The sequence below is a fragment of the Sphingomonas sp. HITSZ_GF genome, from assembly GCF_029543155.1.
Taxonomy (GTDB): Bacteria; Pseudomonadota; Alphaproteobacteria; order Sphingomonadales; family Sphingomonadaceae; genus Sphingomonas.
Genome location: NZ_JARQXA010000004.1, coordinates 195,144 through 221,347, shown reverse-complemented (window position 1 = coordinate 221,347; position 26,204 = coordinate 195,144). Strand labels below are relative to the sequence as shown.

The 26,204-nt window shown below is 68.4% G+C and carries 22 protein-coding genes; 7 read left to right on the top strand and 15 right to left on the bottom strand.

Translation table 11 applies throughout. From position 1 onward, the window contains the following. Positions 1–37 precede the first annotated feature (37 nt). Positions 38–952 carry an EamA family transporter gene (locus tag P6144_RS12820; RefSeq protein ID WP_277768156.1) on the top strand — a complete coding sequence of 305 codons (915 nt, stop codon included), beginning with the start codon at positions 38–40 and terminating at the stop codon, positions 950–952. On the opposite strand, the gene P6144_RS12815 is transcribed toward P6144_RS12820, so the two are convergent. From P6144_RS12815 to P6144_RS12800, 4 genes are read right to left on the bottom strand one after another with little or no spacing between them, the layout of a single operon-like run. Beyond that, a complete protein-coding gene (locus P6144_RS12815) occupies positions 862–1,683 on the bottom strand; it encodes an NAD(P)-dependent oxidoreductase (RefSeq protein WP_277768155.1) in 822 nt (273 codons plus the stop codon). The two genes, P6144_RS12820 and P6144_RS12815, sit on opposite strands and share 91 nt — an antisense overlap. A 31-nt stretch (positions 1,684–1,714) precedes the next feature. Beyond that, the gene (locus P6144_RS12810; RefSeq protein ID WP_277768154.1) at positions 1,715–3,340 is read right to left on the bottom strand and encodes a M28 family metallopeptidase; all 1,626 of its coding nucleotides are present in this window, start codon (positions 3,338–3,340) and stop codon (positions 1,715–1,717) included. Beyond that, a complete protein-coding gene (locus P6144_RS12805; protein ID WP_277768411.1) occupies positions 3,337–4,908 on the bottom strand; it encodes a M20/M25/M40 family metallo-hydrolase in 1,572 nt (523 codons plus the stop codon). The genes P6144_RS12810 and P6144_RS12805 overlap by 4 nt, the downstream gene beginning before the upstream one ends. A gap of 2 nt (positions 4,909–4,910) precedes the next feature. Further along, entirely contained in the window at positions 4,911–6,596 is a 1,686-nt protein-coding gene (locus P6144_RS12800) for a M28 family metallopeptidase (RefSeq protein WP_277768153.1), read from the bottom strand. Between the two features lie 123 nt (positions 6,597–6,719). Between P6144_RS12800 and pepN the strand changes: the two genes are divergently transcribed. The 3 genes from pepN (at position 6,720) to P6144_RS12785 (ending at position 11,558) form a co-directional block, all read left to right on the top strand. Beyond that, positions 6,720–9,323 (top strand): aminopeptidase N, encoded by a 2,604-nt coding sequence (pepN, locus tag P6144_RS12795; protein WP_277768152.1) that lies wholly within the window; start codon positions 6,720–6,722, stop codon positions 9,321–9,323. A gap of 214 nt (positions 9,324–9,537) precedes the next feature. Further along, positions 9,538–10,023, top strand: coding sequence for a methylated-DNA--[protein]-cysteine S-methyltransferase (locus P6144_RS12790; protein WP_277768151.1), 486 nt, complete (start codon positions 9,538–9,540; stop codon positions 10,021–10,023). Positions 10,024–10,058: 35 nt separating this feature from the next. Then, positions 10,059–11,558, top strand: coding sequence for an AarF/UbiB family protein (locus P6144_RS12785; RefSeq protein WP_277768150.1), 1,500 nt, complete (start codon positions 10,059–10,061; stop codon positions 11,556–11,558). Between the two features lie 128 nt (positions 11,559–11,686). Here the strand turns inward: P6144_RS12785 and P6144_RS12780 are convergent, their stop codons facing one another. Further along, the gene (locus P6144_RS12780; protein ID WP_277768149.1) at positions 11,687–13,306 is read right to left on the bottom strand and encodes an alkaline phosphatase D family protein; all 1,620 of its coding nucleotides are present in this window, start codon (positions 13,304–13,306) and stop codon (positions 11,687–11,689) included. Positions 13,307–13,470: 164 nt separating this feature from the next. Here P6144_RS12780 and P6144_RS12775 point away from each other — a divergent pair, with 164 nt between their 5' ends. Beyond that, positions 13,471–15,018, top strand: a complete 1,548-nt coding sequence (locus tag P6144_RS12775; protein ID WP_277768148.1) for a hypothetical protein — start codon at positions 13,471–13,473, stop codon at positions 15,016–15,018. On the opposite strand, the gene P6144_RS12770 is transcribed toward P6144_RS12775, so the two are convergent. From P6144_RS12770 to P6144_RS12760, 3 genes are read right to left on the bottom strand one after another with little or no spacing between them, the layout of a single operon-like run. Next, positions 14,958–16,157 (bottom strand): glycosyltransferase, encoded by a 1,200-nt coding sequence (locus P6144_RS12770; protein WP_277768147.1) that lies wholly within the window; start codon positions 16,155–16,157, stop codon positions 14,958–14,960. The genes P6144_RS12775 and P6144_RS12770 overlap by 61 nt on opposite strands. 12 nt (positions 16,158–16,169) lie before the next feature. Beyond that, positions 16,170–16,688, bottom strand: coding sequence for a DUF2141 domain-containing protein (locus P6144_RS12765; protein WP_277768146.1), 519 nt, complete (start codon positions 16,686–16,688; stop codon positions 16,170–16,172). After that, on the bottom strand, positions 16,685–17,617 hold the full coding sequence (locus tag P6144_RS12760; protein ID WP_277768145.1) for a hypothetical protein: 933 nt from the start codon (positions 17,615–17,617) through the stop codon (positions 16,685–16,687). Before P6144_RS12760 ends, P6144_RS12765 begins: the two co-directional genes overlap by 4 nt. A gap of 193 nt (positions 17,618–17,810) precedes the next feature. Here P6144_RS12760 and P6144_RS12755 point away from each other — a divergent pair, with 193 nt between their 5' ends. Next, the gene (locus tag P6144_RS12755) at positions 17,811–18,899 is read left to right on the top strand and encodes a glycosyltransferase (protein WP_277768144.1); all 1,089 of its coding nucleotides are present in this window, start codon (positions 17,811–17,813) and stop codon (positions 18,897–18,899) included. A gap of 169 nt (positions 18,900–19,068) precedes the next feature. On the opposite strand, the gene P6144_RS12750 is transcribed toward P6144_RS12755, so the two are convergent. The 6 genes from P6144_RS12750 to P6144_RS12725 all read right to left on the bottom strand — a co-directional run bounded on the left by P6144_RS12750 (position 19,069) and on the right by P6144_RS12725 (position 25,125). After that, positions 19,069–21,099 carry a TonB-dependent receptor gene (locus tag P6144_RS12750; protein WP_277768143.1) on the bottom strand — a complete coding sequence of 677 codons (2,031 nt, stop codon included), beginning with the start codon at positions 21,097–21,099 and terminating at the stop codon, positions 19,069–19,071. A gap of 131 nt (positions 21,100–21,230) precedes the next feature. After that, entirely contained in the window at positions 21,231–21,854 is a 624-nt protein-coding gene (maiA, locus tag P6144_RS12745) for a maleylacetoacetate isomerase (RefSeq protein WP_277768142.1), read from the bottom strand. After that, entirely contained in the window at positions 21,851–23,014 is a 1,164-nt protein-coding gene (locus P6144_RS12740; protein ID WP_277768141.1) for an AI-2E family transporter, read from the bottom strand. Before P6144_RS12740 ends, maiA begins: the two co-directional genes overlap by 4 nt. Then, on the bottom strand, positions 23,014–23,886 hold the full coding sequence (gene lepB, locus P6144_RS12735; protein WP_277768140.1) for a signal peptidase I: 873 nt from the start codon (positions 23,884–23,886) through the stop codon (positions 23,014–23,016). Before lepB ends, P6144_RS12740 begins: the two co-directional genes overlap by 1 nt. Then, positions 23,886–24,290 carry a holo-ACP synthase gene (gene acpS, locus P6144_RS12730; RefSeq protein WP_277768139.1) on the bottom strand — a complete coding sequence of 135 codons (405 nt, stop codon included), beginning with the start codon at positions 24,288–24,290 and terminating at the stop codon, positions 23,886–23,888. Before acpS ends, lepB begins: the two co-directional genes overlap by 1 nt. A gap of 106 nt (positions 24,291–24,396) precedes the next feature. Continuing rightward, positions 24,397–25,125, bottom strand: a complete 729-nt coding sequence (locus P6144_RS12725; protein ID WP_277768138.1) for a pyridoxine 5'-phosphate synthase — start codon at positions 25,123–25,125, stop codon at positions 24,397–24,399. A 77-nt stretch (positions 25,126–25,202) separates the two neighbouring features. Here P6144_RS12725 and P6144_RS12720 point away from each other — a divergent pair, with 77 nt between their 5' ends. Next, positions 25,203–25,502, top strand: coding sequence for a hypothetical protein (locus P6144_RS12720; protein ID WP_277768137.1), 300 nt, complete (start codon positions 25,203–25,205; stop codon positions 25,500–25,502). Between the two features lie 4 nt (positions 25,503–25,506). Here the strand turns inward: P6144_RS12720 and pyrE are convergent, their stop codons facing one another. After that, a complete protein-coding gene (gene pyrE / locus P6144_RS12715) occupies positions 25,507–26,091 on the bottom strand; it encodes an orotate phosphoribosyltransferase (protein ID WP_277768136.1) in 585 nt (194 codons plus the stop codon). Between the last annotated feature and the right edge of the window lie 113 nt (positions 26,092–26,204).

Genomic DNA, 26,204 nt, shown 5'->3' with positions numbered 1-26,204 from the left:
TTCGCCGGTCCCCCTCCCCCTCCGGGGGAGGATTTGAATGAACGAAGCCGCCCCGCGCTCCACTCGCCTTTCGGTGCTGATTCCCTTCGCGATCGTCACGCTGATCTGGGGATCGACCTGGATCGTCATCCGCGACCAGCTTTCGGTGGTGCCGCCGAGCTGGTCTGTGACCTATCGCTTCACCGTGGCCGGCGTGACGATGCTCGCCTGGGCGCTGCTGCGCGGCGAGAAGCTGGGCATGGACGCACGCGGCGTGCGCTTCGCGGTGCTGCTCGGGCTCGCCCAGTTCGTGCTCAACTTCAACTTCGTCTATCGCGCCGAGCAGCACATCACCTCGGGCGTGGTCGCAGTGGTCTATGCGCTGCTGCTGGTGCCCAATGCGGTGCTGGCACGGATCTTCCTGGGCCAGCGGATGGGGCGGCAGCTGATCGTCGGATCGGCGATCGCGATGGCCGGCGTGGCGCTGCTGTTCGTCCATGAGGCGCGACTGAGCCCGGTGGGGCCGCAGGCGGCGATGCTCGGCATCGGCATCGCGCTGGCGGGCGTGCTGTGCGCATCGGTGGCCAATGTGATGCAGGCGACGAACACCGCCAAGGCCTATCCGATGGCGACGATGCTCGGCTGGGCGATGCTGAGCGGCGCGGCGATCGACGCCGCCTTTGCACTGGCGACGGTGGGGGCGCCGGTGTTCGACGCGCGCCCGAGCTATGCCGGGGGTATCCTCTATCTCGGCGTGCTGGGATCGGCGGTGACCTTCAGCATCTATTTCCAGCTGATCCGCGCGATCGGGCCGGCCAAGGCCGCCTATACCAGTGTGCTTATCCCGGTGATCGCGATGCTCTTCTCGACGCTGTTCGAAGGCTATCGCTGGTCGGTGCTGGCGGCGGGCGGCGCGGTGCTGGTGGTCGCCGGGCTGGTGGTGGCGCTCAAGGCGCGCAGGCCCAACCGGTAATCGGCATAAAGCGGGCGCCAGCCCAGCACGCGCTTCGCCTTGCCGTTCGCGATCCGGCGGTTCTCGGCATAGAAGGCGCGGGCCTTGGGGCCGAGGTTCGCTTCTTCGAGCGCGAGCAGCGGCGGCACGGGCAGGCCGAGCAAGGTGCAGCCATAGGCGATGACGTCGCTCTGCGGGGCGGGCAGGTCGTCGGCAAGATTGTAGGCGCCCGGCGGGCCGTCGAACCCGGCGACCACGCCCGAGACGATGTCGTCGACATGGACGCGGCTGAAGACCTGGCCGGGCAGATCGATCCGGGTGGCGGCACCGGCGCGGATGCGATCGAGCGGCGAGCGGCCGGGACCATAGATGCCGGGCAGGCGGAACACGCGCGCGCCGGGCAGCGCCAGCCAGGCGGCATCGGCGGCGCTGCGCGCGGTGCGGCGGCCGGTGCCGGTGGGTGCGGTCTCGTCGACCCAGGCGCCGCCAGTGTCGCCATAGACGCCGGTCGAGGAGAGATAGCCGATCCAGGCACCCGAATACGCGATCTCGTCCTTATAGGCGGCAAGGACCGGGTCTTCCTCGCCGGGCGGGACAGTGGAGAGGATGTGCGTAGCCGTCACGATCTCGAAGCCGGTACGGCTGCGATCTTCGAAGGTTTCGCGAGTGACGGTGGCGATGACGGCGCGATCGGCCAGCCGGGCGATCAGATGGCTGGCGGTGTAGCCGGGGCCGAAGATCAGCAGGCGCATTCCCTAATTCCTCCCCCGGAGGGGGAGGATTTTACTCCGCCCCATAGCCTCCGAACTGCACCCCGAAGAAATCGCCCTTGTTCCAGCGCGGGCGATCGGGGGCATCGGTGAGGGCACGGGCGACGGCATAGTTCACCCGCATGTACTTCGCCGCCGACGCCCAGTCGAACGGCAGGTCGATCTGGTCCGAGGGCTTGTGGTAATTCTCGGCGAGGAACTTCTTCTGCGCCTCGGCGCCCTGCCCGCCCGGCCCGGTATCGAGCGACACCGCCGGGATGCCCGACTTGACGAAGCTGTAGTGATCCGAGCGGACGAAGAACATCTCCTCGGGCGCCGGATCGGGGACGACCTGGAGCCCCTCGCCCGCTGCCGCCGCGGCGATCACCGGGCCGAGGCTCGAGCGCTCGCCGCCCAATGCCACCAGATCGACCAGCGGATAGGTGAGGATCGGCATGTCCATGTTGACGTCCGCCACCAGCCGGTCCTTCGGCACCGGCGGATAATGGGCGAAATAGTCCGAGCCGATCAGCCCCTTCTCCTCCGCCGCCAGCGCCACGAACAGCATCGAGCGCTTCGGCTTCTCGCCCGATTCGATGAACTTGCGCGCGACTTCGAGCATCGTCGAGACGCCGATCGCATTGTCCATTGCGCCGTTGTAGATGCGATCGCCGTTCACCGGATCGCCGATCCCGACATGATCGAGATGCGCGGACAGGACGACATACTGGTCCTTGAGCGCAGGATCGCTGCCGGGGATCAGCCCGACCACGCTGCGGGTGGTCTGCGCGACGATCCGCGTCTTGCTGGCGACCTTCAGCGTGCCGACCAGCGCGCCGGTGGGGATACGCCCGTCCTTGCGCTGCGCGGCGAGTACGTCCGCCCATTTGATCTTCGCGCCCTGGAACAGCTTCTCGGCGCCGGCCGGGCCGACATAGCCGATCGCCGGCGCGCCTGGGGCAAGCGCGAAGGCAGTGCCGTCGGGCCGCGCCCAGCCGCTGCGCTCATAGTCGTAATAGCTGGCGAAGGTCTCGAAGGGGAATTGTTCGCGCTGCGCCAGCGATTCGATCACGATCACCGCGACCGCACCCTTTTTCTGGGCAATCAGCGCCTTCTGGTCGTCATCGCCGAAATGCGCCTCGACTTCATTGGGCAAACCCTTGGGAACGCCGGGCAGGATCGCGACGATCTTGCCCTTCACGTCGAGCCCCTTGTAGTCGTCGCGTTTCCCCTCGGGATAGACGATCCCGTAGCCGGCGAACACCACGCCGCCTTCCGCCTTGAAATCGGGCGTGGCGGGCGCCGGCGTGTTGGCGAAATCGATGCCGAACTGGAGCGGGATCTCGGTGCCGCCACGCACCAGGCTCCACTTGGCCTTCTCCGCCGGCTTGTAGCCGATCAGCTTGAACGGCTGGAACCAGCTGCCGCCCTCGGCGCCGGGCTGCAGCCCGAGCCGGAGCATCTCCGAGGCGACATATTCGGCCGCCACGTCATAGTCGCGCGTCCCCGCCTCGCGCCCGCGCAGGACATCGGAGGCGAGGAACTGGACATGGCTCTTCAGCGCCGCCTGCTCGGGCGGGAGCGGCTGGGGCGCCATCTGCGCCTGGGCGAGCGGCGCCGCGAGCAGCGCGGCGGCGAGGAGGAAGCGGCGCAGGATCATTTGGCCATCGGCCCCTTGTACAGCGTGCCGAAGAAGTCGCCCTTGTTCCACACCGGCCGATCCTCGGCATCGGCAATGGCGCGGGCGATCGCATAGTTGAGCCCGACGAAGCGCAGCCCCTGCTTCCAGTCGATCAGGCCGATCTCGTCCGAAGGCTGGTGGTAGTGCTTGTCGAGAAACTCCTTCGAGGCGGCCGCCCCCGCGCCGCCCGGCCCGAGATCGAGCGAGACCGCGGGAATACCCGCCTTGACGAAACTGTAGTGATCCGAGCGGACGAAGCTCGCTTCCTCCGGCGCGGGATCGGGGACGAGCTTGACGCCCTCGGCCGCCGCCGCCTGCTCGACGATCCTGCCCACCGTGCTGCGATCCGCGCCGTACGCGACGAGATCGACGAAATCATAGGTGAGGATCGGCATGTCGAGATTGACGTCGGCGACGATCGAACCCTTGGGCACCGTGGGATTGGCCGCGAAATATTCGGAGCCGACCAGGCCCTTTTCCTCCGCCGTCACCGCGACGAACAGGATCGAGCGGCGCGGCGCCTTGCCCGCCGCCTGGAAGCGCTTCGCCACTTCGAGCATCGAGGCGGTGCCGACGGCATTGTCCATCGCGCCATTGTAGATCGTGTCGCCCTTCGCATCGGGCCGGCCGACGCCGACATGATCGAGATGCGCGGAGATCACGACATATTCGCCCGCCTTGTCAGTGCCCGGCAGCACGCCGGCGACATTGTTGGCGGTGAGCGTACGGATCGCGGTGTTGGCGGTGCCGGTGACGGTGGCGCCGAGCGGGCCGGTGGGCAGCTTCCTGTCCGCCTTGTCGGCGGCGAGCACCGCGTCCCACCGGATCTTCGAACCGGCGAACAGCCTGGCCGCGCCATCGAAGCCGATATAGGCGAAGGGCGGCGCGCCGGCGCCGGCATCCGAACCCTGCCAGGTCATCGACTCGCTCTGGGCATAGCCGACGCTCGCCGCGAACGGGAAGATCGCGTGGCGGGCATTGCCCTCGATCAGGATCACCCCGATCGCACCGTGGCGGGCGGCGACCGCCGCCTGCTGATCGGGCTGCGACGAATGCGCGCGGATGTCGCTCGGCTGGTCGTGCGGCGAATCGCGCAGCACCGCGACGATCGCGCCCCTGGCGTTCAGCCCCTTATACTCGCCCTCGCTGCCATAGCCGGCGAAGACGACGGGCCCCGACACCGCGACCTTGGGATTGGACGGCACCGCGCGGGCGACATAGTCCTTGCCCCAGACGAGCGCAGTCTCGACGCCGCCGCGGGTGAACGACAGGCTGCCGTGATCGGCCGACTTGTAGGCGACGAGCGGCACCGGCTGGAGCCAGCCTCCGCCCACGCCCGCCGGCTTGAGCCCGGCCGCCAGCATCTGCGCGGCGACATATTGCTCGGCGATGGTCAGTTCCGGCGAGCCGGTGTCACGGCCCTTCATCGCATCGGAGGCGAGGAACTGGACATGCGCCTTGAGCGCCGCTTCATCCTTGCCCAGATCCTGGGCAAGGGCGGGAGTCGCCGCCAGCAGCGTGGCGGCGAGGAGCAGTGCGCGCTTCATGCTCACTTCGCCCCCGGGCCGTTATAGGTGAGGCCGAAGAAATCGCCCTTGTTCCACACCGGGCGCTGATCGCCATCGGCGATCTCGCGGGCGATGCGATAGTTGACGTCGACGAAGCGCACGCCCGATTCCCAGTCGATCGCCGGCAGCTGGCCGACCTCGTCCGAGGGCTGGTGATAATGGTTCTTCATGAAGTCATCGATCGCCGCGCGGCCCGGACCGCCGGCACCCGGCCACAGGAAGACCGACGGCACGCCCTTGCGGACGAAATTATAGTGGTCCGAGCGGACGAAGATGTTCTCGCCGGGCAGCGGATCGTCCGACAGCGGCACGCCGATCGCCTTGCCGGCGCGCTCGACGATCGGGCCCAGCGTCGAATGGCCGGCGCCGTACACGACGATATCCTGGAACTTGTAGGTGATGATCGGCATGTCGAGATTGACGTCGGCGACGATGTTCTCTGCCGGCACGGTCGGGTGGTTGGCGAAATAGTCCGAGCCGATCAGGCCCTTCTCCTCGGCAGTCACCGCGAGGAACAGGATCGAGCGGCGCGGCTTGGTGCCCGCCGTCTTGAAGCGCTTGGCCTCCTCGATCAGCGAGGCGATGCCGACCGCGTCATCGAGCGCGCCGTTGTTGATCGTGTCGCCGGTCTTGTCCGGACGGCCGACGCCGATGTGATCGAGATGCGCCGAGAGGACGACGACTTCCTTCGACAGCGTCGGATCGCTGCCCGGAATCAGCCCGGCGACATTGTAGCTCTGCACCGGGGTGAGCGCGGTCTTGGCGGCGACGGTGACGCTGGTCGCCAGCGCTTCGGCCTTGAACACGGCATTGTCGGCCTCGGCGGCCTTGAGCACCGCCTCCCACTTCTGCCGGGCGCCGTCGAACAGCCTGGCGCCGCCCGCCATGCTCACCGTGCCGAGCGAAGGCACGCCGGGCGCGGTGATGTGGCCGGTGCCGTCGGCATTGCCCCAGGTGAAGCGCGCGCGGGTGGCGAAATTGGCGAGGACCGCGAAGGGGCGCTGCTTGGCGGTGCGCGGCGATTCGAGCGTGATATAGCCGATCGCGCCGTGCCGGGCGGCGATCTCCGACTTGGCGCCGGCGCCGGAGAAATGCGCGCCGACTTCGCTGGGCATGCTCTCGGGCGCGCCGCCGAAGAAGGCGACGACCTTACCCTTCACGTTGACGCCCTTATAGTCGTCACGGCCTTCGCCGACGATGCCGTAGCCGACGAACACCACCGGCGCGGTGACGGTGTAGTTGGGCGTTTCGGGATTGGGCGAGGAGATGAAGTCCTTGCCGAACTCGAGCGCGACCGGCTGGCCCTTCCTGCGCGTCACTGCCATCGTGCCCGGCGCTTCGAGCTTGTAGTTCACCAGCGGCACGCCCTGCAGATAGCCGCCGTCATCGCCGGCCGGCTTGAGCCCCGCGGCATAGAATTGCGACGCGACATATTGCGCGGCGATGTTGAATTCCGGGCTGCCGGCCTCGCGGCCCTTCATCGCGTCCGATGCGAGGAACATCACATGGCTCTTGAGCGCGGCCTGGTCGGCGGGCAGCTCGGCATTGACGATCGCGTTGCGCTCGGCGGCGCTGGGAACGGGGGCGGGAGCGGGCGCTGCCGTCTGGGCATAGGCGGGTATCGCCAGCATCAGCGCGAGGGCCAGCGGCGTGGTGTTGCGGATCATGTCGGGGGGAACCTCTCGGTCGTATCTCGGTATGTCGCTTCGGTAGCACGGCTTGGCGCAGGCGCAAGCCGGCAGATTTTCGAGGTGGCGGCGTGCGCGCTTGCGCCTATATCCGGGGACATCATGGCAGACGCACGCACCGCACCGCAGGCCCCGCAGATCATTCGCCGCGAGGATTATCGCGCGCCCGACTGGATGATCCCCGAGATCGCGATGGACTTCGACCTCGATCCGACCGCGACCCGGGTGCGCACGGTGCTGAAGGTGGAGCGCAACGGCACGCATGACCGGCCGCTGGTGCTCAACGGCGACGGGCTGGCGGCGGAAGCCGTGCTGGTCGACGGTGCCGAAGCGCAGGGCTGGACGATGGACGGCCCCGACCTGGTGATCCCGCTGAGCGGCAACGCGCACACAATCGAGACGGTCGTGACGATCGCGCCCGAGCGCAACACCCAGCTCCAGGGGCTCTATGCCTCCTCGGGCATGCTCTGCACCCAGTGCGAGGCCGAGGGCTTCCGCCGCATCACCTTCTTCCCCGACCGGCCCGACGTGCTGTCGAAGTACAAGGTGAAGATGACCGCCGACAAGGCGCGCTTCCCGGTGCTGCTCGCCAATGGCGATCCGATCGCCCAAGGAGATTGTGAGGGGGGCGATGCCGAGGGCGGTCGCCACTGGGCCGAATGGCACGATCCCTTCCCCAAGCCGAGCTATCTGTTCGCGCTGGTTGCCGGCGACCTGGTGGCGAACAAGGGCAGCTTCACCACGATGAACGGCCGCACGGTCGAGCTGGGCATCTGGGTGCGCGCCGCCGACCTGCCCAAGACCGATCACGCGCTGCACGCGCTCAAGCTGTCGATGGCCTGGGACGAGACCGTCTATGGCCGCGAATATGATCTCGATGTGTTCAACATCGTCGCGGTGGACGACTTCAATTTCGGCGCGATGGAGAACAAGGGGCTGAACGTCTTCAACAGCCGCTACATCCTCGCCGATCCCGATACCGCGACCGATTACGACTATGACGCGATCGCCGCGGTGGTCGCGCACGAATATTTCCACAACTGGTCGGGCAACCGCGTCACCTGCCGCGACTGGTTCCAGCTCAGCCTGAAGGAAGGCTTCACCGTCTTCCGCGACCAGAGCTTCTCGGGCGACCAGGGCTCGAAGGCGGTCAAGCGGATCGAGGACGTGCGCGGCCTGCGCGCCAGCCAGTTCCCCGAGGATGCCGGCCCGCTCGCACACCCGGTGCGCCCCGACGAATATATCGAGATCTCGAACTTCTACACGGCGACCATCTACAACAAGGGCGCCGAAGTGATCCGGATGATGTCGACCATCCTCGGCCCGCAGAAATTCCGCGCCGCGACCGACCTCTATTTCGACCGGTTCGACGGCACCGCCGCCACCTGCGAGGATTTCGTGCGCTGCATGGAAGAGGCGGGCGGCGTCGACCTCACCCAGTTCCGCCGCTGGTACAGCCAGGCGGGCACGCCGCGCGTCACCGCCAACCTGACCCAGGAAGGCGGCCGCGCCCGCCTCAAGCTCGCCCAGGCCGTGCCGCCGACGCCGGGCCAGCCGGTCAAGGAGCCGATGGTGCTGCCGCTCAAGCTCAAGCTGTTCGGCGGGATCACCGGGCGGCCGATGTGCGAGGAGCAGCTCGTCCTCCTGAAGGACGCGGCGCAGGAGATCGTGTTCGAGAACCTTTCCGAAACGCCGGTGCTGTCGATCAACCGCGGCTTCTCGGCGCCGGTGGTGGTCGAGACCAACCGCACGGCGAAGGACCTCGCCTTCCTCTCGGCGCATGACGACGATCCCTTCGCCCGTTACGAGGCGATGCAGCAGCTGATGCTCGATACGCTGGTCGCCGCAGTGAACAGCGGCAAGGGCGAGCATGACGCCGTGATCGAGGCGGTGCGCGGCACGCTGCTCGACGCCGCGCTCGACAAGGCGTTCGTCGCCGAGGCGGTGCTGCTCCCTTCGGACAGCTTCGTCGGCGACCAGATGGCGATCGTCGATCCCGACGGTATCTTCGCGGCACGCGAGGCGCTACGCGCCGACCTGGGCAAGGCGCTCGAAGCCGAATGGCGCGCGGCCTATGACGGGGCGCAGGCCAACCGCTTCGAATATTCGCCGGCCGCCAAGGGCGCGCGGCGGGTGAAGACGGTGGCGCTCGGCTATATCGCTGCCAGCGGCGCGGCGGACGCGGCCGAGCTCGCCTATGGCCAGTTCGAGGCGGCGGACAACATGACCGATCGCCAGGGCGCGCTGACCACGCTGGTCAACGGCAGCTCGGAAAAGCGCGAGGCGGCGCTCCAGGCCTTTTACCAGCGCTACCAGGGCAATGCGCTGGTGCTCGACAAATGGTTCCAGACCCAGGCGCTGTCGTCGCGCGACGATGCCGCCGCCGCGGTCGAGGCGCTGGCCGGGCACAAGGACTTCACCCTGGCCAATCCGAACCGCGCGCGGGCGCTGATCGGCGCGTTCAGCGTCAACCAGCGCGCGTTCCACGACATCTCGGGCCGGGGCTATCGCTTCGTCGCCGACCAGCTGATCGCGCTCGACCGGCTCAACCCGCAGACCGCCGCCAAGCTGGTGCCGCCGCTCGGCCGCTGGAAGCGCTTCGACCTCGCCCGCGCGACCAAGATGCGCGCCGAGCTGGAGCGGATCGTCGCGACGCCGGGGCTGAGCAAGGACATGTTCGAGCAGGCGTCGAAGTCGCTGGACTGACCCCTCAATCCTCTCCCGGAGGGAGAGGGGGACCGCCGCCGAAGGCGGTGGTGGAGAGGGCACGCCCCAAGCGGTATCGCCCGTGGCGAGCCCCCTCCACCAGCTTCGCTGGTCCCCCTCCCCCTCCGGGGGAGGATTTGGTTTTGCTTTGGCCGCAAGGCGCAGGAAGCAACTGGCCGCCGCTGCGCGCATATCAGGGTCAAGGAGACCAGCCATGACCCTGTCGACCAAGACCATTGCCTCGCCCGTCGGCGAACTCACCCTCGTTGCGAGCGGCACGGGGATCGTCGCGATCCTGTGGGAGAATGACTCGCCCGATCGCGTGAAGCTGGATGCCACCACGGAAGATGCCGGGCACCCGGTGCTCGAGGCCGCCGAGGCGCAGCTGCGGGAGTATTTCGACGGCGCCCGCACCGCATTCGACCTGCCGCTCGATTTCCGTGGCACCGATTTCCAGAAGTCGGTGTGGGCCGAGCTGCTCGCCATCCCGTTCGGCGAGACGCGCTCCTATGGCGAGATCGCCGAGAAGCTCGGCCGGCCCAAGGCCGCGCGTGCGGTGGGCGCCGCCAATGGCCGCAACCCGATCTCGATCGTCGCGCCCTGCCACCGGGTGATCGGATCGACAGGCAAGCTCACCGGCTTTGCGGGCGGGCTGGCGGCGAAGGAATATCTGCTGACGCTCGAAAGCCGCGCCGCCTAGCGGGAGCGTTCCTGTCCCGCCGGCGTTGGCGGGGCATGATCAAGCTGATTGCCGCCACTGCCCGCGACCAGCAGCGGGTGCGCGAGATCGCCGGCGTCGCCACCCGCTTCGGGCTGGGGGTGCTGCTTGCCCGATTGGGCCTGGCCAGCGAAGGCGACGCGCCCGAAGGCGACCTGCCGCTGCCTCGCCGCACAAGGCTGGCGCTCGAGGCGCTGGGGCCGAGCTTCGTCAAGATCGGCCAGATCCTGGCGACGCGCGGCGACCTGCTCCCGCCCGAGTGGATCGCCGAGCTGGAGCAGCTCCACAGCGACGCGCCGACGCTCGACTTCGAGACGATCCGCGGCGCGGTGGAGGAGGCGCTGGGCGAGCCGCCTGAAGCCGCCTTCGCCCGCTTCGATCCCGCCCCGCTCGCCGCCGCATCGATGGCGCAGGTCCACCGCGCGCAATTGAAGGACGGGCGCGAGGTGGTGCTCAAGGTCCGCCGACCGGGGATCCGCAAGGCGATGGAAGCCGATATGCGGCTGATCGCCGAGCTGGCGGCCCTGGTCGAGCGGAGCAGCGCCGAGGCGCGGCGCTTCGAGCCGGTCGCACTTGCCCGGCAGCTCCGCCAGGCCATGCTCGAGGAGCTCGACTTCACCCAGGAGGGCCGCAACGCCGATCGCATCCGCGCCGACTTGGCCGGCCAGCCGGGCGCGGTGGTGCCCGAAATCCATTGGGACTGGACCAGCGAGACCTTGCTGGTGATGGACTATGTCGACGGCGTGAAGCCGCTCTCGCCGCAAGCGCTGGAGGCGCGCGGCATCGATCCGCAGGCGATCGCCGAGCTGGGCGCCGATCTCGTCATCGAGATGGTGCTGATCCATGGCCGCTTCCACGGCGATCCCCATCCCGGCAATCTGCTCTGCCTGCCCGGCAACCGGCTGGCGCTGCTCGACCTGGGATCGATCGGCCATGTCGGGCCGGGGCGGCGCGAGGAATTCCTGGGCTTCGTGATGTCGCTCGCCACCGGCAATCCGCGCGCGCTGGCCGAGACGCTGGCTTTATGGTCCGAGGGGCACGGCGTGCCCCGCCGCACGATCGACCGCGCCGCCGAGCAGATCGTCCAGCGCCATGGCGGCGGGCGGATCGTGATGGCCGAGATGGTGCCCGACTTCCTGCGGCTGCTGCGCGAGGAAGGGCTGGTGATGCCGCCCGACCTGCTGCTGGTGTTCAAGGCGTTCGTGACGATGGACGGGGTACTGGCGCGGATCGCGCCGGGCTTCGACCTGTCGGGCGCGATCCGCCGGGCGCAGGCGCGGCTGGTGGCGGAGCGGTTCGCGCCAGGCCGGCTGGCGGCGAGCGGCGGCATGCTCGCCTGGACGCTGGCAGGTCTGGGCGACGATGCGCCGCGGCTGGTGCGCGCCGCGATCCGGCGGATCGAGGCGGAGCCGGTTGGCGATGCGGCGACGGCTGCGGCGATCCGGGCGGGTGCCGGCTGGATCGCGGGCGCGCTGGTTGGCGGGGCGATTATTCTGGCGGTGACGATGCTCCTATAGCCCTCTCCCCATCGGGGAGAGGGTTGGGAGAGGGGCAGAACTGTGCCACCCCTCCCAACGCTCACGATTCAAAGACACACTGCCCCTCTCCCCGACCCTCTCCCCGATGGGGAGAGGGAGAAGAAAAGTTACGCCATCACATTCCGCCCACGCGCCACCGTCGCCGTGTGGCCCACGCTGGCCTTGAGCGAGCGCTCGGTGATCGTGTCCATCATCACCCAGTCGTTGCTCGCCTTTTCCGGAGTGAGGGTGAGCGCCATGTAGCCGCGGCGGCTGGTGTCGCACCATTTCAGCTCGGGATTGGCGGCAACCAGGCCGGCGGCGACGATCCTGGGATCGACTGCCACCGACTTCTCATAGCCCGGCGAGGTGACGCTGTGCCCGGCGAACTCGACGCCGGCGGGCTTGCCGTCCTGGCCGAGATCGAACGCCCAGGCATTGTGACTGTCGCCGCACAGGACGAGCAGATTGGCGCCGGCCGCCTGGGCCGATTTGAGGAAGCGCGCGCGCGCCGCCGGGAAGCCGCCCCAATTGTCGAGATCCGACGGCAGGCCGAGCTTGCTCGCCATCACGCCCGACTGAACATAGGCCCTGGTGCCGGCCGAGGCATCGGGCCTGAGCCAGTCGCCCGCCTGTTCGGGCATGCGCTGCTTGCCCATGATCGTACCGAAGCCGACGACCTGCCACTTCTGCCCGGCGCGCACCGACTTCTTCAGCGCATGGCCAAGCCAGGCCTCCTGCTCGGTGCCGAGCATGGTGCGGGCCGGATCCTGGAGCGCGCCGTCGCGGAATTCGATCAGCGCCTTCTGCGCATCGGCCGAGCGGAGGATCGCGCCGAGCTCGGGTTCGTCGCTGCGATAGAGGAGGCGGCTTTCGGTGCGGAACAGCGTGGCGAGGCCGCCGATATCGTAGCTGCCCCAGGGCGTTTCGGAGACGGGCATCCATTCCTTGAACGCCTGCATCGCCGCCGCCTTGCGATCGTTCCAGTCGGCCTCGCCCGGCTGATTGTTCTGCGCGCTCATCTCGCGGCTGTTATTGGCGCTCTCGTGATCGTCCATCTGGACGAGCATCGGCTTGACGCGGTGCAGCTCCTGCAGATCGGGATCGCTGCGATAGCTGGCATAGCGCAGGCGATAGTCGGCGAGATGGATCATCTCGGTCGCGGGCTCGGGCCAGCGATTGTCGACCGCGCCGTCGGCCGGCGCATAGCCGCCCTTGGCATATTCGTAGAGATAGTCGCCGAGATGGACCCACAGGTCTATGTCCGCACGGGTAGCCGCATGGCCATAGGCGTTGAAGAAGCCGAAGGGCATGTTCGAGCAGGAAAAGACGGCGATGCCGTATTTGCCCACATTGCCCGTCGGCAGCGTCCTGGTCTCGCCAACCGGCGAGAAGCTGCCGTCGGGCGCGACGAAGCGGTAGAAATAGCGCGTGCCCGGCTCGAGGCCCTCGACCGTGATCTTGAGTGTGTGATCGCGCCACGGGCCGGTGATCTGCTCGCCGCCCGAGACGATCCTGGCGAAGTCCGCGGTCTTCGAAATCTCCGCGCGGACCTTCACCGGGCCGCCACTTGCCGGCACGTAGCGCGACCAGAGCAGCATCGTGTCCGGACCCGGCTCGCCGCTCGCCACCGAATGGGTGAAGCCCGTCGCCAGCGTCTGCGCCAGCGCGAAGCCGGGGATGGCAAGCGCGCCGAGTCCGAGCGTGCCGGTGAGCAGGAGCGAGCGGCGATCGATGCGCAGTGTCATTTTGAAGCGTTCCCAAGCTATTTCACCGCAAGCCATGCCCATGGCTGATGTCGGGTTCGTGACAGCGGGCGCGGACGAGGCTAAGCACGCCTCCAGTCGCACGCAACAAGGCCCTGACAGAACCCGATGCCGCATCACCTCCTGCCCGGGGCTCCGCGCTCCTGATGGCAAGCAAGTCCGAAGTGCTGGGGAGCCGGACGACTCGCCTGACCGACTTTACCGCGACGATCGCCGCGCTGCCGCGCTGGTCGATCCTGCTGTTCGCCGCCGTGGCGGTGCGCGCGCTGACCTTTGGAAATCCCGTCGTCCATGTCGATGAGGAATTCTATTTCGTCACCGCGCAGCAGATGCTGCACGGCGCAGTGCCCTTCGTCGATGTGTGGGACCGCAAGCCCGTGGGGCTGTTCCTGATCTACCTGCTGCCCGCCGCCTTCGGCGTGCCGGCGGGAATCTGGATCTATCAGGCGATGGCGCTGGCCGCCGTGGTGGGCACCGCGATGCTGATCGCGCGGCTGGCCGAGAAGGCCGGCTGGGAGCGCGGCGCGCTGACGGTGGCGCTGCTCTACATCTTCCTGATCAACTTCGGCGACGGCCAGGGCGGCCAGGCGCCGGTGTTCTACAACCTGCTGATGGCCTGGGCCTTCCTGCTCGTCGTGCCCAAGCCCGACGATCGCAGCGACGACCATCGCCGCGTGCAGCGCGCGATGTTCGCGATGCTGATCGTCGGCGTGGCGATGCAGGTGAAATATTCGGTGGTGTTCGAGGCGATGTTCCTCGGCCTGTGGCTGATGTGGCGCGAGGTCCGGCTCGGCACCAGCACCGTGCATGTGATCCGCCGCGCCTGCCTATGGGCATCGGCGGTGTGGCTGCCGACCTTCATCGCCTGGGCCGCGTTCATCCTGATCGGGCATGGCGACGCCTGGTTCTACGCCAATTTCGGATCGATCGTCGATCGGCTGAGCGACCCGCCCGCCGTGCTGCTGCGCGCCTTCCTCAAGATCGCGCTGATCCTGGCGGTGCCGCTGATCGTCTCGGGCCTGTCGCGCCATGTGCCGGTGAAGGACCCGAGCGAGCATCCGGTGCGCGCGCTGTTCTTCGGCTGGCTGATCGCTTCGGTGATCGGGCTGCTCGTGTTCGGCAGCTGGTTCAACCATTATGCGCTGCCGGTGATGGTACCGGCGAGCCTGTGCTGCGCGGGCTATCTAGGCGGCACCGCCTTCGGCCGGAAATGGCTGGGGCCGGCGATGCTGCTCGCGGCGGGCGGCGGCGGCGAATATACCGCGTGGAGCGCGATGTGGCACCGCGGCAATGCCGAGCAGCTCGACGCGCTGGCCGACGGCATCGGCCAGGGCAGCGGCTGCATGTACGTCTATTCGGGCAATGCGATCCTCTACAGCTACACCAATCGCTGCACGGTGACGCCGTGGATCTTCCCGAGCCACCTCTCGCGCGAGCGCGAGAATGGCGCGCTGGGCGTCGATCAGCTCGACGAGATCAACCGGATCTTCAACCAGAAGCCCGAGATCGTGGTGATGCGCCCGACCTATTTCGGCGAGCGCATGGCTTCGCACCGGCTGGCCGTGAAGCGGATGGACAAGATGGGCTACCGCCTGCGCGGCCGCTGGCCACTGGGCGACCTGTACATCTCGGTTTACGAGCTGCCCGAAGCGCTCAAGGCGGCGCCGCCGCGCTTCGCTTCCAGCAAGCCCTGATAATAGGCCATCAGCTCGGCCGCATGATCGGCATCGCTGCGCACCTTGCCCGCAGCGATGCGCGCGGCCTTGCGCAGCAGCGTCGGCTCGCGCGCGAACATGCGGCGGATCGCATCGGCCGCCGAATAGGTATCGCGGGCGCGATAGGTCTCGGCGAAGAGCGGATCGGCGATCTCGGCAAAGCCGCCCTCGTCGGGCCCGATCAGCGGCAGGCCCGATGCGAGCGCTTCGGAGGCGACGAGGCCGAAAGGCTCGGCATCCGAGCCGTGGATCAGCGCATCGCAGCTCGCCATGATCCGCGAGAAGCGGACGCGGTCATATACGGGTCTGAAGATCTTGATGTGCGGGCTGCCGGCGATGCGCTGCTCGAGCGCGCCGCGCTGCGGGCCGTCGCCGATCAGCATCAGCCCGACGGGCAGGTCGTTGGCCGCGGCCTCGACCGCGTCGATCACCAGCGGCCAGCGCTTTTCCTTGTGGTGGCGACCCAGGCCGAGCAGCAGATGCCCCTCGGGCGGCAGCCCGAGCTGCGCCAATAGCGCCACGCGCAGCTTCTCGTCGCGCAGATCGGGCGAGAACCATTGCCGCTCGATCCCCAGCGGCATCGACGCATCGACATGCATCCCCCGGCGGCGGAAGCGCTTGGCGAGCGCCGGGCCGTTGGTGACGAACGCGTCGTAATATTTGAGGAAGTCGTTCATGTAGCGGGTGTACCAGGCAAAGGCCTGTTCCACCTGGATCGGCGTCGCCACGCTATCGAGCCAGCGCTGCGGATAGGCGCCGATCTGGTCGCCATGCGCGAAGAACACCTTCACCGCATCGCCCTTCCACTTGCCGACGGTCCAGCCGGGGCGCCAGGGCGAGCTGCATTCGACGATGTCGGGCTTCAATTCGTCGAGCAGGTTCCAGATCGGCTCGTCGAGGACGAAGATGCCGTAGTTGCGGTCGAGGATCAGCGGCGGCGCCTTGACCCAGTAGATCTTGCCGCCGCCCGGGCGCTCCTCGATCGCATTCTGCAGCGCCGGGGCGATGACGATCAGCTCATGGCCCATATCGGCCATGATCCCCATCTTGCGATCGAGATAGGTGCGCACGCCGCCCCCGGTGGGCGAGTAGAACTCGTTGACGTCGACGATGCGCATGCCGCGCTCCCCTTAGTCGTCGAGCGGGCCGAAGCCGCCCAGGCCCCGCAGATATTGGGCACGGATCGTGATCTGTCCACCGCCCGGGCCGACATTGACCAGCGCCTGGCGCACCTTGGGCCGGCTGCGGCCGAGCTTCTGGTTGCTCGGGAAGCCGGCGCCGTCTTCCCAGAAGTTGAACTTGTTCTTGCCGTCGCGGTCGTGCGTGAAGAGCACCGCCCAGGTGCCGGCCTGCGGCGCGCGGATGCACAGGCGGACGGGGCCCGACTGCGGCACCGTCGCCCAGATGCGGCGGAACGGCTTGTTCTCCTTCTTGAGCGAAGTGTCGTCGCGCAGGAAGTCGGTCTCGTTGGGCGGATAGAGCTCGAGCTTGAGCCGGCCGGTCCGGTCCTTGAGGCCGGTGACGTTGACGTAGAGCGAGACGCCGGCGCGGGTGGCGCAATTGCCGTCGACCGGATCCTGCTGCGCGGCAGCGGGCGTGGCGGCGAAGGCGAGCGCAGCGGCAGTGCCTGCGATCAGGGGGCGGATCATTGCTGCTTGTTCCTCGTGAGCAGGGCCTGGACGCTGAAGCCCCCGATCAGCGTGACATGGGCGAGAAGGGTGAGACCGGCGATCAGTGCCATCAGCTCGGACATCGACGAGCCCTGGCCGATCACCACGCCGGTGATCGCGGCGAAGGCGGCCTCCTTGCTCGGCACCAGCGGCAGGCGCCAGACCAGCAGGCGGCCGGCGGCCATCATCAGCCACACGCCGATCGAGACGTTGGGCATCGCCAGATGCCAGGCGATCGCGACCAGCAGCGAGCCGGTGACGATGCGCGCGCAGTGGACGAGGAAGACCCACCACAGCTCGCGGCGCGGCAGCGAGAAGACGCGCTTCGAGAAGATCAGGAAGGGCACCGACATCAGCACCAGCACGGCGACCGAGCCGACCACTGCCAGCTTCCAGCTGGGCGGCACCAGCCCGAGATAGAGCGGCAGGCCGAGGATCATCATGATCAACGTGATCGCGTTGCCGGCGATCGCCGACAGGATCATCACGTCCTTCACCGCGCCGAAGGGCGCCGCCACCATCTGGGTGCGCTGGCGCGCCCAGGCGTAGAAATAGGCCTCGCCCGAATAGCCGAACAGCACTTCGTTCGAGATGCGCTTCTTGTGGAGCGCGGCGAGCCCGGCGAGCGGGATCTGCCAGAGGCGCTTGAAGATGATGTAGTCGAAGGTCGGCGGGCCCACATAATAGAGCGCGAAGACCAGATAGAAGAGCGGGTTGGTCGGCAGGTTGCGATACAGCCCCGCCAGCCCCGAGCCGAACAGCTCGCGGCCCAGCGCCACGATCATGAGGAGTGTCAGCGCGCCGCCGACGATGGCCGGCCAGCGACGCTTGATCTTTTCGACGGGCTCCAGACCCGCAAGGTCGGGCCCGCCCGGGAGGGGGACGGCCTCGACAACGCTCGTGTTCACCGAAGCCTCCAGACTTGGTTCGTTCACCGAATCATATTCCGCAGCTCGAAAATTCGAGCGATTACAGCACTTTATCCGCGCTTCGCGGCGCTCAGCCCCCCAGATCACGCCAACGCGAAAATGGCTGGTGACAGCAGAATGCGGTTTATTGCGGGGGCGATTTGGGCCTAAGAGTGGCAATCCGCAAGGGCTTATGTTGCACCGCACCCATTCCGATACCGCACAGCATATCCTCACCTATGCCCAGCGACTGCAGGGCGGCGGGGTGGAGCGGGCGATGCTGCGCATGGCCGCGGGATGGCTGAAATCGGGGCGCCGGGTGACGCTGGTTCTGGGCAGCCGCGAGGGACCGCTGGCCGCCGAAATCCCGCAGGGGATCGAGCTGATCGAGCTGGGCGACGCGCGCTATTCGGCGCTGCTCTCGCTGGCGAGGCATGTCCGCGCGGTGCAGCCCGACCTGATCTTCTGCGCGGGCAACCACTATAGCGGGATCGCCGCGGCGACCCGGCTGCGGCTGGGCCGCACCTGCCCGCCGATCGTCGCCAAGGTTTCGAACGCGCTGGTCCGCCCCGAGCTCTCGCCGGGCGCGGCGTGGCGCTATCGCCGCTGGCTGCGGCTGCACCCGCGCTTCCTCGACCATGTCGTGGCGATGACCCCGGCGATGGCGGCGGAGGCGGTGGCCGAGATGGGCATGCCGGCGAACCGGGTGAGCGTGATCGCCAATCCGCCCGCCGCCACGATCGCCGATGCCGCGCCGGTGGTGCTGCCCGCGGGCCGCTACCTGATCGGCGTCGGCCGGCTTGAGCCGCAGAAGCGCTGGGACCGGCTGCTCGCCGCCCTGCCCCGGCTCGCCGATCAGGATATCCAGCTGCTGCTGCTCGGCGAAGGCGGCGCCCGCGCGGCGCTGGAGGCGCAGGTGGCGGCGCTGGGGCTCGGCGGCCGGGTGACGATGCCGGGCCATGCCGGCGATCCGCTGCCGGCGCTCAAGGGCGCCGCAGTCGCGGTGCTGACCTCGGACTATGAAGGCGTGCCCGGCGTGCTGCGCGAGGCGCTGTCGGTGGGAACGCCGGTGGTCTCGACCGAATCGAGCGTGGCGGTGCGCGAGATCGTGCATACGCCCGCGCTGGGAACGGTGATCGACCGCGAGGATGCCGACGGGCTGGTCGCGGCGCTGGACCATTGGCTGGGGCCCGAGGCGGCGCGGCCGGAGCCGGTGGTGTCGGGCGGCGATCCGATTGCTGAATATCTCGCGCTGTTCGACCGGGTGGCGGGCGGCCAATAGCCGTCATCCTCCCCCAATCCGTCCCCCGCCCCAATCCGTCATCCCGGCGAAAGCCGGGATCTCAGGCGAAGGCGCGGGGCAGGAGCCGCGCGAGATCCCGGCTTTCGCCGGGATGACGGCTATTGGGGATGGCGGTTATTGGGGGTGACGGATTGGGCCGGTACGCGGCCTAGAGCCGCACCCGCGCCCCGATCCACAAGGTCCGCGGCAGCGCCCGCTCGATCACGCCGGGGCCGCTGATCCCCGCCTGCACCTCGGCATCGAAGATATTCTCGGCGCGGGCCTGGAGCGCGAGATGGCGGGTGATCGGCAATGCCGCGGTGGCGTCGAGCGTGAAGGCGCCCTTCAGCACGCGCGTATTCTGGTCGTCCTCGAATTGCGGGCCGGCATAGCGCGCGGTGAGCGACGCCCCGGCATCGCCGCGGTGCCAGCCGAGCGTGGCGCTGGCCTGGTGCCGCGCGGTCTGGGCGGGGCGCAGCCCGTCGAGCGCCGCCGCGGCGCCCGAGGCGGAGACGCGCGAATCGGTGAAGGCATAGGAGGCGGCGAGGCTGAGAGCGCCGGCGCTCCAGCTGCCGTCGAGCTCGACGCCCTTGGCGGTCACCGCGTCGAGATTCTGGCGCTGGCGATAGAAGCCCGCCGCCGAGACCACGCCGACGCCGGGGAAGGTGCCCGGCCCCTGCGCGATCGTCACATTGGCGATAGCGGCGGTGAGGCGGTTCCAATAGCCGGTGGCGCGCAAGGTCAGCGACGGCGCCGGGCGCCAGTCCGCGCCGATCTCGGCGCCGGCAAGCCGCTCGGGATCGAGCGCGGCGTTGGCGGCGGTGGCGTCGGCCCCGACGCGAAAGGGACGGTAGAGCTCGTTGAGCGTCGGCAGGCGCCAGCCGCGATAGGCCGCCGTGCGCAGCGTCACAGCGCCGAGCCGGTATGCCGCGCCGGCGCGGCCGGTGGCTTCCCAGCCATGGCGATCGGGAAAGCGGCTGTCGGTGAGCGCCGCGCCGCCGGCGAGCGGTGTCTCAAGCAGCGCGCCATCGGTGATGTCCCAATGATCGAGCCGCCCGCCCAGGCTGAGCGTGAGCGGGCCGCTTTCATAGCTGGCGTCGGCGAAGCCGCCGAGCGTCAGGCTCTCGCCGCCCGCCACGCGTCGGCGCGTCGGGCTGGCGGAGACATAGGTGTAGAGTTCCTCGGTTCGGCCCGAGACGCGGCGCAGGTCGCTGCCGAGGCGCAGGGTGACGCCGCCGCCCATCGGCGGCGCGATCTCGACGCGGGCGCCGATCCCGGTGGCGGGCACGGCATATTGATCGAGCGTGGCGGTCGCGGTGGTGCGCGTGTCGTTGATGCTGGCAAAACCCGAGGCGAAGCCGCGCGTCTGCAGATAGGCGAGCGCCGACCAGCCCCATTCGCCCTTGCCGACGATGCGCAGGCTGGCATCGGCGCCTTCGCTCTTCACCCGAGTGAAGTCGACGCCGCGATCGCGGTGATCGGTGAAGGCGGAGAGATTGGCCTGGAGCTCGGTATCGCCGCCGAGATCGGTGACAGCGCGAATCGCGACCGCCGCCTGCTCATAGGGGGCAGGCCGGTCGGCTGGGCCGCGGCTGCGTTCGACGATCGGGGTGAAGCCGTCGCCACGCGCATATTGGCCGGCAAGCGTGACGAAGCCGCGCCCGAGCGTCGCCGCGCCGACGCCCGACAGATCGAGGCTGTTGCGGCTGCCATAGAGCGCATCGAGATCGAGGCTGCCGAGCTGGGCGGGGCCGCCGCTCTCCAGCTCGATCGTGCCGGCGAGCGCGCCCGGCCCGGCATAGCCGCTGCCCCCGCCGCGCACGATGCGCGCGCCGGCGAGGCGGCTCGGCAGATAGGCGGGGAAGGCAACCCAGCCGCCGAACGGATCGGCCTGGGGCACGCCATCGAGCAGCAGCAGCGCGCGGCTCGAGGCATTGCCGCCAAGCCCGCGCAGGGTGATCCCCTGCGAAGTCGGGTGCGCCGAGCGCGAATCGGAGCGGCGGAACTGGGCGAGCCCGGCGGCATCGCGCAGCGCATCCTCCAGCCGCCCGCTGGCGGTGCCGGCGATCCGCTCGCGGCCGATCGTCACTACGTCATAGGCGGCGTCGCCCGGCGGGGCTTCGAGCCCGCGGCCGGTGACGACGATCTGCGCTTCGTCCTGGTCCTGCGCGAAGGCGGGGAGCGGAAGCGCAAGCGCCATCGCCCAGATAAAGCCCCTCCCCTTCAGGGGAGGGGTTGGGGTGGGGCCTATCCGCAAGCGCCGGTCTCGATGAGACACCCGCCCCACCCCAAACCCCTCCCCTGAAGGGGAGGGGCTTAAAAGGGCGAGCCTCACTTCGGCGCCACGGCGTCGGGATGGGCGGCGGCGAAGGCCGGCAGCGCGGTGCAGGCGGCGTCGATCGCTACCAGCCGGGGAAAGGCATCGAGTGGCGTGTCGAAACGGCGGGCATTGTACATCTGGGGCACCAGGAAGACGTCCGCGACGCCGGGCGCGTCGCCACCGAGGAACGGGCCGTCGCCCGCCATCGCCTCCAACGCAGCGAAGCCCTCGACGATCCAGTGGCGCGTCCAGTCGTTGCGCCCGGCCTCGTCGACGCCCATCGCCTTGAGCCGCCGCATCACGCGCAGATTGTTGAGCGGATGCGTGTCCGCCGCGATCACCAGCGCGCGCGCCAGCGCCGCCGCGCGCGCATCGGGATCGGCGGAGATCAGCCGCGGCGCGGGATGCCGGGCATCGAGCCAGTCGATGATCGCCAGGCTCTGGGTGAGCACGGTGCCGCCCTCCACCTCCAATGCCGGCACGAAGCCTTGCGGGTTGCGCGCGAGATGCTCGGGGCTGCGCTGCTGGTTCTCGAGCAGCATCACGTCGCGCCGGTCATAGGGCAGCCCCTTCAGATTGAGCGCGATGCGCACCCGATAGGCGGCCGAGGACCGGAAATAATCATAGAGGATCATGCCGCGCCCGTGGGCGGATCGAGCTGGGTCGGTGCGTCCTGCTCATAATGGCGGCGCAGCCGGACGCGCCATTTCTGGCGGGGGCCATGCTCGGACGAGGCGCGGGCGGCGCGCTCGGCCTCGCTTTCCAGCGCGACCTTGATCATCGCGACGATCGGATCGGCAAGCGCCAGGCCGAGCACGCCGAACAGCGTGCTGGCGAGGATCTGCGACGACAGAGTGAGCGCGGGCGGCATGTCGACGGTGCGCTTGGCGACCAGCGGCAGCACGACATAGCCGTCGAAATTCTGCACGCCGAAATAGATGATGATCGCCCAGATGCCGGTATCGGTGCCGGCGCTGAAGCCGACCGAGACCATCAACACGCCCGAGATGAACGCACCGATATTGGGGATGAAGGCAAGCACGCCGGTGATGATGCCGAGCAGCAGCGCCATCGGCACGCCCGCCAGCCACAGGCAGATGGCGGTGAGCACGCCTTCGAACAGCATGCCGAGCAGGCGCCCGGCGAGCAGGCGGCGCATCGTGGTGGCCATGCGGCTGATGGTCAGCGCAAACTGGTCGCGCGCGTCGCTGGGCACCATCCATTGCAGCCCGCGCTCGTAGATGCGCGGCTCGAGCGCCACGAACAGGCCGATGATCACGATCATCAGGAAGCTGGAGACCGCACCGAACACCGAGCCGACCGCCGAGGTGAGCTTGCCGACGCTGCCCAGCGCCTGCTGGACCAGCCCGGTCAGGTCCGAGCGGCCGGGCATCAACCCCAGCTCGGACACCCATTGCGCGACCTTGTTGGCCTGAACCTCAAGCGTGGTGCGGAGCTGCTCGGCCTGGGCCGAGATCTGGACGCCGGTCAGGTAGAAGATGCCGCCGAAGAAGGCGATCACCAGCAGGATGACGATGAAGATGCGCAGCGCACGCGGGATCGGCAGGATGCGGCCGAGCAGGCGCGCACCGCCATCGAGCATTGAGGCGAAGACGAGGCCCCCGAAGATGATCAGCAGCGGCTGGATCAGCAGCACGACCAGCGCGACCGCGATCCCCATGCCGAACCAGACGCTCGCCTTCTTCAGCTCGGCGCGGACCATCGGATCGCGCAGCTCGTTCGGGCCGGGCTCGGTGACGACATGCACCTTGTCGGAGGCGAGCGGATCACTCATCACTGGCTGTCCCGTTGCGGATGGAGCGAGGTGCCGGCGCGGCCGGGGCGGAAGCTCTGCGGCCAGGTCAGCGGGTTCCAGCTGGCGCTGCCGTCGAGGCTGAAGGTGATGAACTCGGCGCGGCCGCCGATATTCTCCCAGGGCACCGGACCGCCCAGCCCATTCTCGGCAAGGGTGAAGCGGCTGTCGGCCGAGCGATCGCGATTGTCGCCCATCAGGAACACCTTGCCCTTCGGCACGCGGATCTCGGGATAATTGTCGCCACGGCCGGGGAAGAAGCCGAGATCGACGGTGTCGTAGGACCGGCCATTGGGAAGCGTCTCGCGGAAGATCGGCAGGCGGCAGTAGAGCCTGTCGCCGCGCATAACCCGGAGGCCGGGATATTGATCCGGGCTGCAACGCGTATTGGCGTCGACGGGAATATAGCGATCGGCCATCGCCCGGCGCGGGACCGGCTGGCCGTTCAGATAGACGATGCCGCCGCGCACGCCGATCGTGTCGCCGGGCAGGCCGATCACCCGCTTGATGTAATCGGTGTTGGTGCCGGGCGGCGTGACGATCACCACGTCGCCGCGCTCGGGCAGCTTGCCGAGGATCCGGCCGGGCATGTGCGGCAGGATGTGGAAGGTCGGCGTCACCCAGCTGAAGCCATAGGGATATTTGGTGACCACCAGCCGATCGCCGACGAGCAGGCCGGGCAGCATCGATTCGCTGGGGATGAAGAAGGGCTTGGCGATCAGGCTGTGGAAGCCGAGCACGGCGATCACGAGCCAGAGGATACCGCGCGCCTCGGCCCACCAATCGGTGTGCGGTCGGGCTTCGGCCTCCTCCTCGAACGCTTCGTGACTCAACGCGAGCTCGTCCGCCCCCATCAACCTTCCTTCACCGCCTCGATCATCACCATGGCGAACGCCCAGGGATGATCGTCCGTCAGCGTCAGATGCACCTTCGCGACGTGACCCGCGGGGGTGATGGCGTCAAGCCTCGCCTTTGCGCCGCCGGTCAGCGCCAGGGTGGGCGCGCCGGACGGCGCATTGACGACGCCGATGTCCTTCATGAACACGCCCGCCTTGAACCCGGTTCCCACTGCCTTGGAGAAGGCTTCCTTGGCGGCGAAGCGCTTGGCGAGCGTGGCGGCATAATTGTGCGGGCGGGTCTTCGCCTTGGCGACTTCGGTCTCGGTGAAGCTGCGCTGCTCGAAACGTGTGCCGAAACGGTCCAGCGAGCTCTGGATCCGCTCGATATTGCAGAGGTCGGAGCCGAGGCCGATGATCATGACGGCTTGACCGTCACCCCGGCGAAAGCCGGGGTCTCGTGCCGCGGGCGGCTCGCCCGCCTCCCTGAGATCCCGGCTTTCGCCGGGATGACGGAAGAGGCAGCGGTCACCGCGCCGCATCCATCAGCGCGCGCATCCGCGCGATCACCGGGGCGAGCCCGTCGAAGATCGCCTCGCCGATCAGGAAATGGCCGATGTTCAGCTCCATGATCTGCGGGATCGCCGCTACGGGCACGACATTGTCGAAGGTCAGGCCGTGGCCGGCATGCGGCTCGAGCCCGGCCTTCACCGCCAGCGCGGCGGCATCGGCGATGCGCTTGAGCTCGGTTTCGCGCGCATTCTCGGCGAGCTCGCAATAGCGGCCGGTGTGCAGCTCGACGACCGGCGCGCCGAGGCGGAGTGCCGCGTCGATCTGGCGCGCATCGGGCTCGATGAACAGCGAGACGCGGCTGCCATTGGCGCGCAGCTGCTCGACCATCGGCGCAAGGTGGTTGTGCAGCCCCGCGGCATCGAGCCCGCCCTCGGTGGTGCGCTCCTCGCGCTTCTCGGGCACGATGCAGACCGCGTGCGGGCGGTGGCGCAGCGCGATCGCCAGCATCTCCTCGGTCGCCGCCATCTCGAGGTTGAGCGGCACCGTGAGCTGGTCGACCAGCCGGGCGATGTCGTCGTCGGTGATGTGGCGGCGATCCTCGCGCAGATGCGCGGTGATGCCGTCGGCGCCGGCCTCGACCGCGAGCAGCGCGGCGCGCACCGGATCGGGATAGCCCGAACCGCGCGCGTTGCGCACGGTGGCGACGTGATCGATGTTTACACCGAGACGGAGCTTTCCGGTCATCGCGTCACACCCTTTCCTTAGTTCGGCCACGTAGGGAGGCGACCTCATGCGGGTCAAGTCCAGCGGAAGGACGCGCGATGAAAACCATCCTGGCCCTCCTCTTCCTTGCCGGCACGCTCGGCCAGAGCGAAGTCGAACTGGGCGAGCAGCGCATGCAGACGCACCGGGTCTATTGGAGCAAGACCCGCGCCTGCGCCGCCACCTACGAACGTAGCTATCCTGTCTGCGACAGCATCAAGGGCATGCGCGCGCTCAGGCAATGCCGCGCGCAGGCGCTGGACGACTTGCACAATTGCCAAGATAGCGCGCGCAAATGGCGCGACCGGGAACTGGTGCAACTTGGCAGCCCAAGGCGCTATCAAGGAGCCTATCGTTAGCCGACTATGCCGTGATCGCCCGGCTGCCCGGCTTGATCGCGGGGATCGCCGCCAGCTCGGGGGGCAGCTGGTCCGCCGGATAGGCGGGCACGTCCATCTTGAGCAGCGAGACCAGCGGCACGCCGACGTCCGCGGTGCCGTTCGAGCGATCGACGATGCAGGCGGCGCCGAGCAGCGTGCCCGGATGCTTGCGGATCGCGGCGATGCATTCGCGCGACGACAGCCCGGTGGTGACGATATCCTCGACCATGACGATGCGCGCGCCTTCGGGGATCTCGAAGCCGCGGCGGAGCTGGAACTCGCCGTCCTCGCGCTCGACGAACACCGCCTTGCAGCCGAGCGCGCGCGCCGTCTCATAGCCCGGGATGATTCCACCGATGGCCGGCGAGACGACCATGTCGACTTCGCCAAAGGTTTCGCGAATCAGCTTTCCTAGTGCACTGCACACACGCTCGGTTCGCGCAGGGTCCTCGAAAATACGCATCTTTTGCAGGAAGATGGGCGAACGAAGGCCAGAAGAGAGGATAAAATGGCCTTCGAGCAACGCACCTGCAGCACGAAACTCATCCAGAACTGCGTTGCCTTCCAATGCTCGCTCCAATCATCGCGGGGACTTGAATTTCCCTTAGGACCACCTCCTATCGACCGCAACGGGCGATCAAAAAGGGTTGAGAATGGATGCATGCCTCGTGTACCCCGGTT

Excerpts from the sequence above, each read along its gene's own strand:
- P6144_RS12820 (WP_277768156.1), top strand. The coding sequence starts at position 38 with ATGAACGAAGCCGCCCCGCGCTCCACTCGCCTTTCGGTGCTGATTCCC.
- P6144_RS12815 (WP_277768155.1), bottom strand. The coding sequence starts at position 1,683 with ATGCGCCTGCTGATCTTCGGCCCCGGCTACACCGCCAGCCATCTGATC.
- P6144_RS12810 (WP_277768154.1), bottom strand. The coding sequence starts at position 3,340 with ATGATCCTGCGCCGCTTCCTCCTCGCCGCCGCGCTGCTCGCGGCGCCG.
- P6144_RS12805 (WP_277768411.1), bottom strand. The coding sequence starts at position 4,908 with ATGAAGCGCGCACTGCTCCTCGCCGCCACGCTGCTGGCGGCGACTCCC.
- P6144_RS12800 (WP_277768153.1), bottom strand. The coding sequence starts at position 6,596 with ATGATCCGCAACACCACGCCGCTGGCCCTCGCGCTGATGCTGGCGATA.
- pepN (WP_277768152.1), top strand. The coding sequence starts at position 6,720 with ATGGCAGACGCACGCACCGCACCGCAGGCCCCGCAGATCATTCGCCGC.
- P6144_RS12790 (WP_277768151.1), top strand. The coding sequence starts at position 9,538 with ATGACCCTGTCGACCAAGACCATTGCCTCGCCCGTCGGCGAACTCACC.
- P6144_RS12785 (WP_277768150.1), top strand. The coding sequence starts at position 10,059 with ATGATCAAGCTGATTGCCGCCACTGCCCGCGACCAGCAGCGGGTGCGC.
- P6144_RS12780 (WP_277768149.1), bottom strand. The coding sequence starts at position 13,306 with ATGACACTGCGCATCGATCGCCGCTCGCTCCTGCTCACCGGCACGCTC.
- P6144_RS12775 (WP_277768148.1), top strand. The coding sequence starts at position 13,471 with ATGGCAAGCAAGTCCGAAGTGCTGGGGAGCCGGACGACTCGCCTGACC.
- P6144_RS12770 (WP_277768147.1), bottom strand. The coding sequence starts at position 16,157 with ATGCGCATCGTCGACGTCAACGAGTTCTACTCGCCCACCGGGGGCGGC.
- P6144_RS12765 (WP_277768146.1), bottom strand. The coding sequence starts at position 16,688 with ATGATCCGCCCCCTGATCGCAGGCACTGCCGCTGCGCTCGCCTTCGCC.
- P6144_RS12755 (WP_277768144.1), top strand. The coding sequence starts at position 17,811 with ATGTTGCACCGCACCCATTCCGATACCGCACAGCATATCCTCACCTAT.
- P6144_RS12750 (WP_277768143.1), bottom strand. The coding sequence starts at position 21,099 with ATGGCGCTTGCGCTTCCGCTCCCCGCCTTCGCGCAGGACCAGGACGAA.
- maiA (WP_277768142.1), bottom strand. The coding sequence starts at position 21,854 with ATGATCCTCTATGATTATTTCCGGTCCTCGGCCGCCTATCGGGTGCGC.
- P6144_RS12740 (WP_277768141.1), bottom strand. The coding sequence starts at position 23,014 with ATGAGTGATCCGCTCGCCTCCGACAAGGTGCATGTCGTCACCGAGCCC.
- lepB (WP_277768140.1), bottom strand. The coding sequence starts at position 23,886 with ATGGGGGCGGACGAGCTCGCGTTGAGTCACGAAGCGTTCGAGGAGGAG.
- acpS (WP_277768139.1), bottom strand. The coding sequence starts at position 24,290 with ATGATCATCGGCCTCGGCTCCGACCTCTGCAATATCGAGCGGATCCAG.
- P6144_RS12725 (WP_277768138.1), bottom strand. The coding sequence starts at position 25,125 with ATGACCGGAAAGCTCCGTCTCGGTGTAAACATCGATCACGTCGCCACC.
- P6144_RS12720 (WP_277768137.1), top strand. The coding sequence starts at position 25,203 with ATGAAAACCATCCTGGCCCTCCTCTTCCTTGCCGGCACGCTCGGCCAG.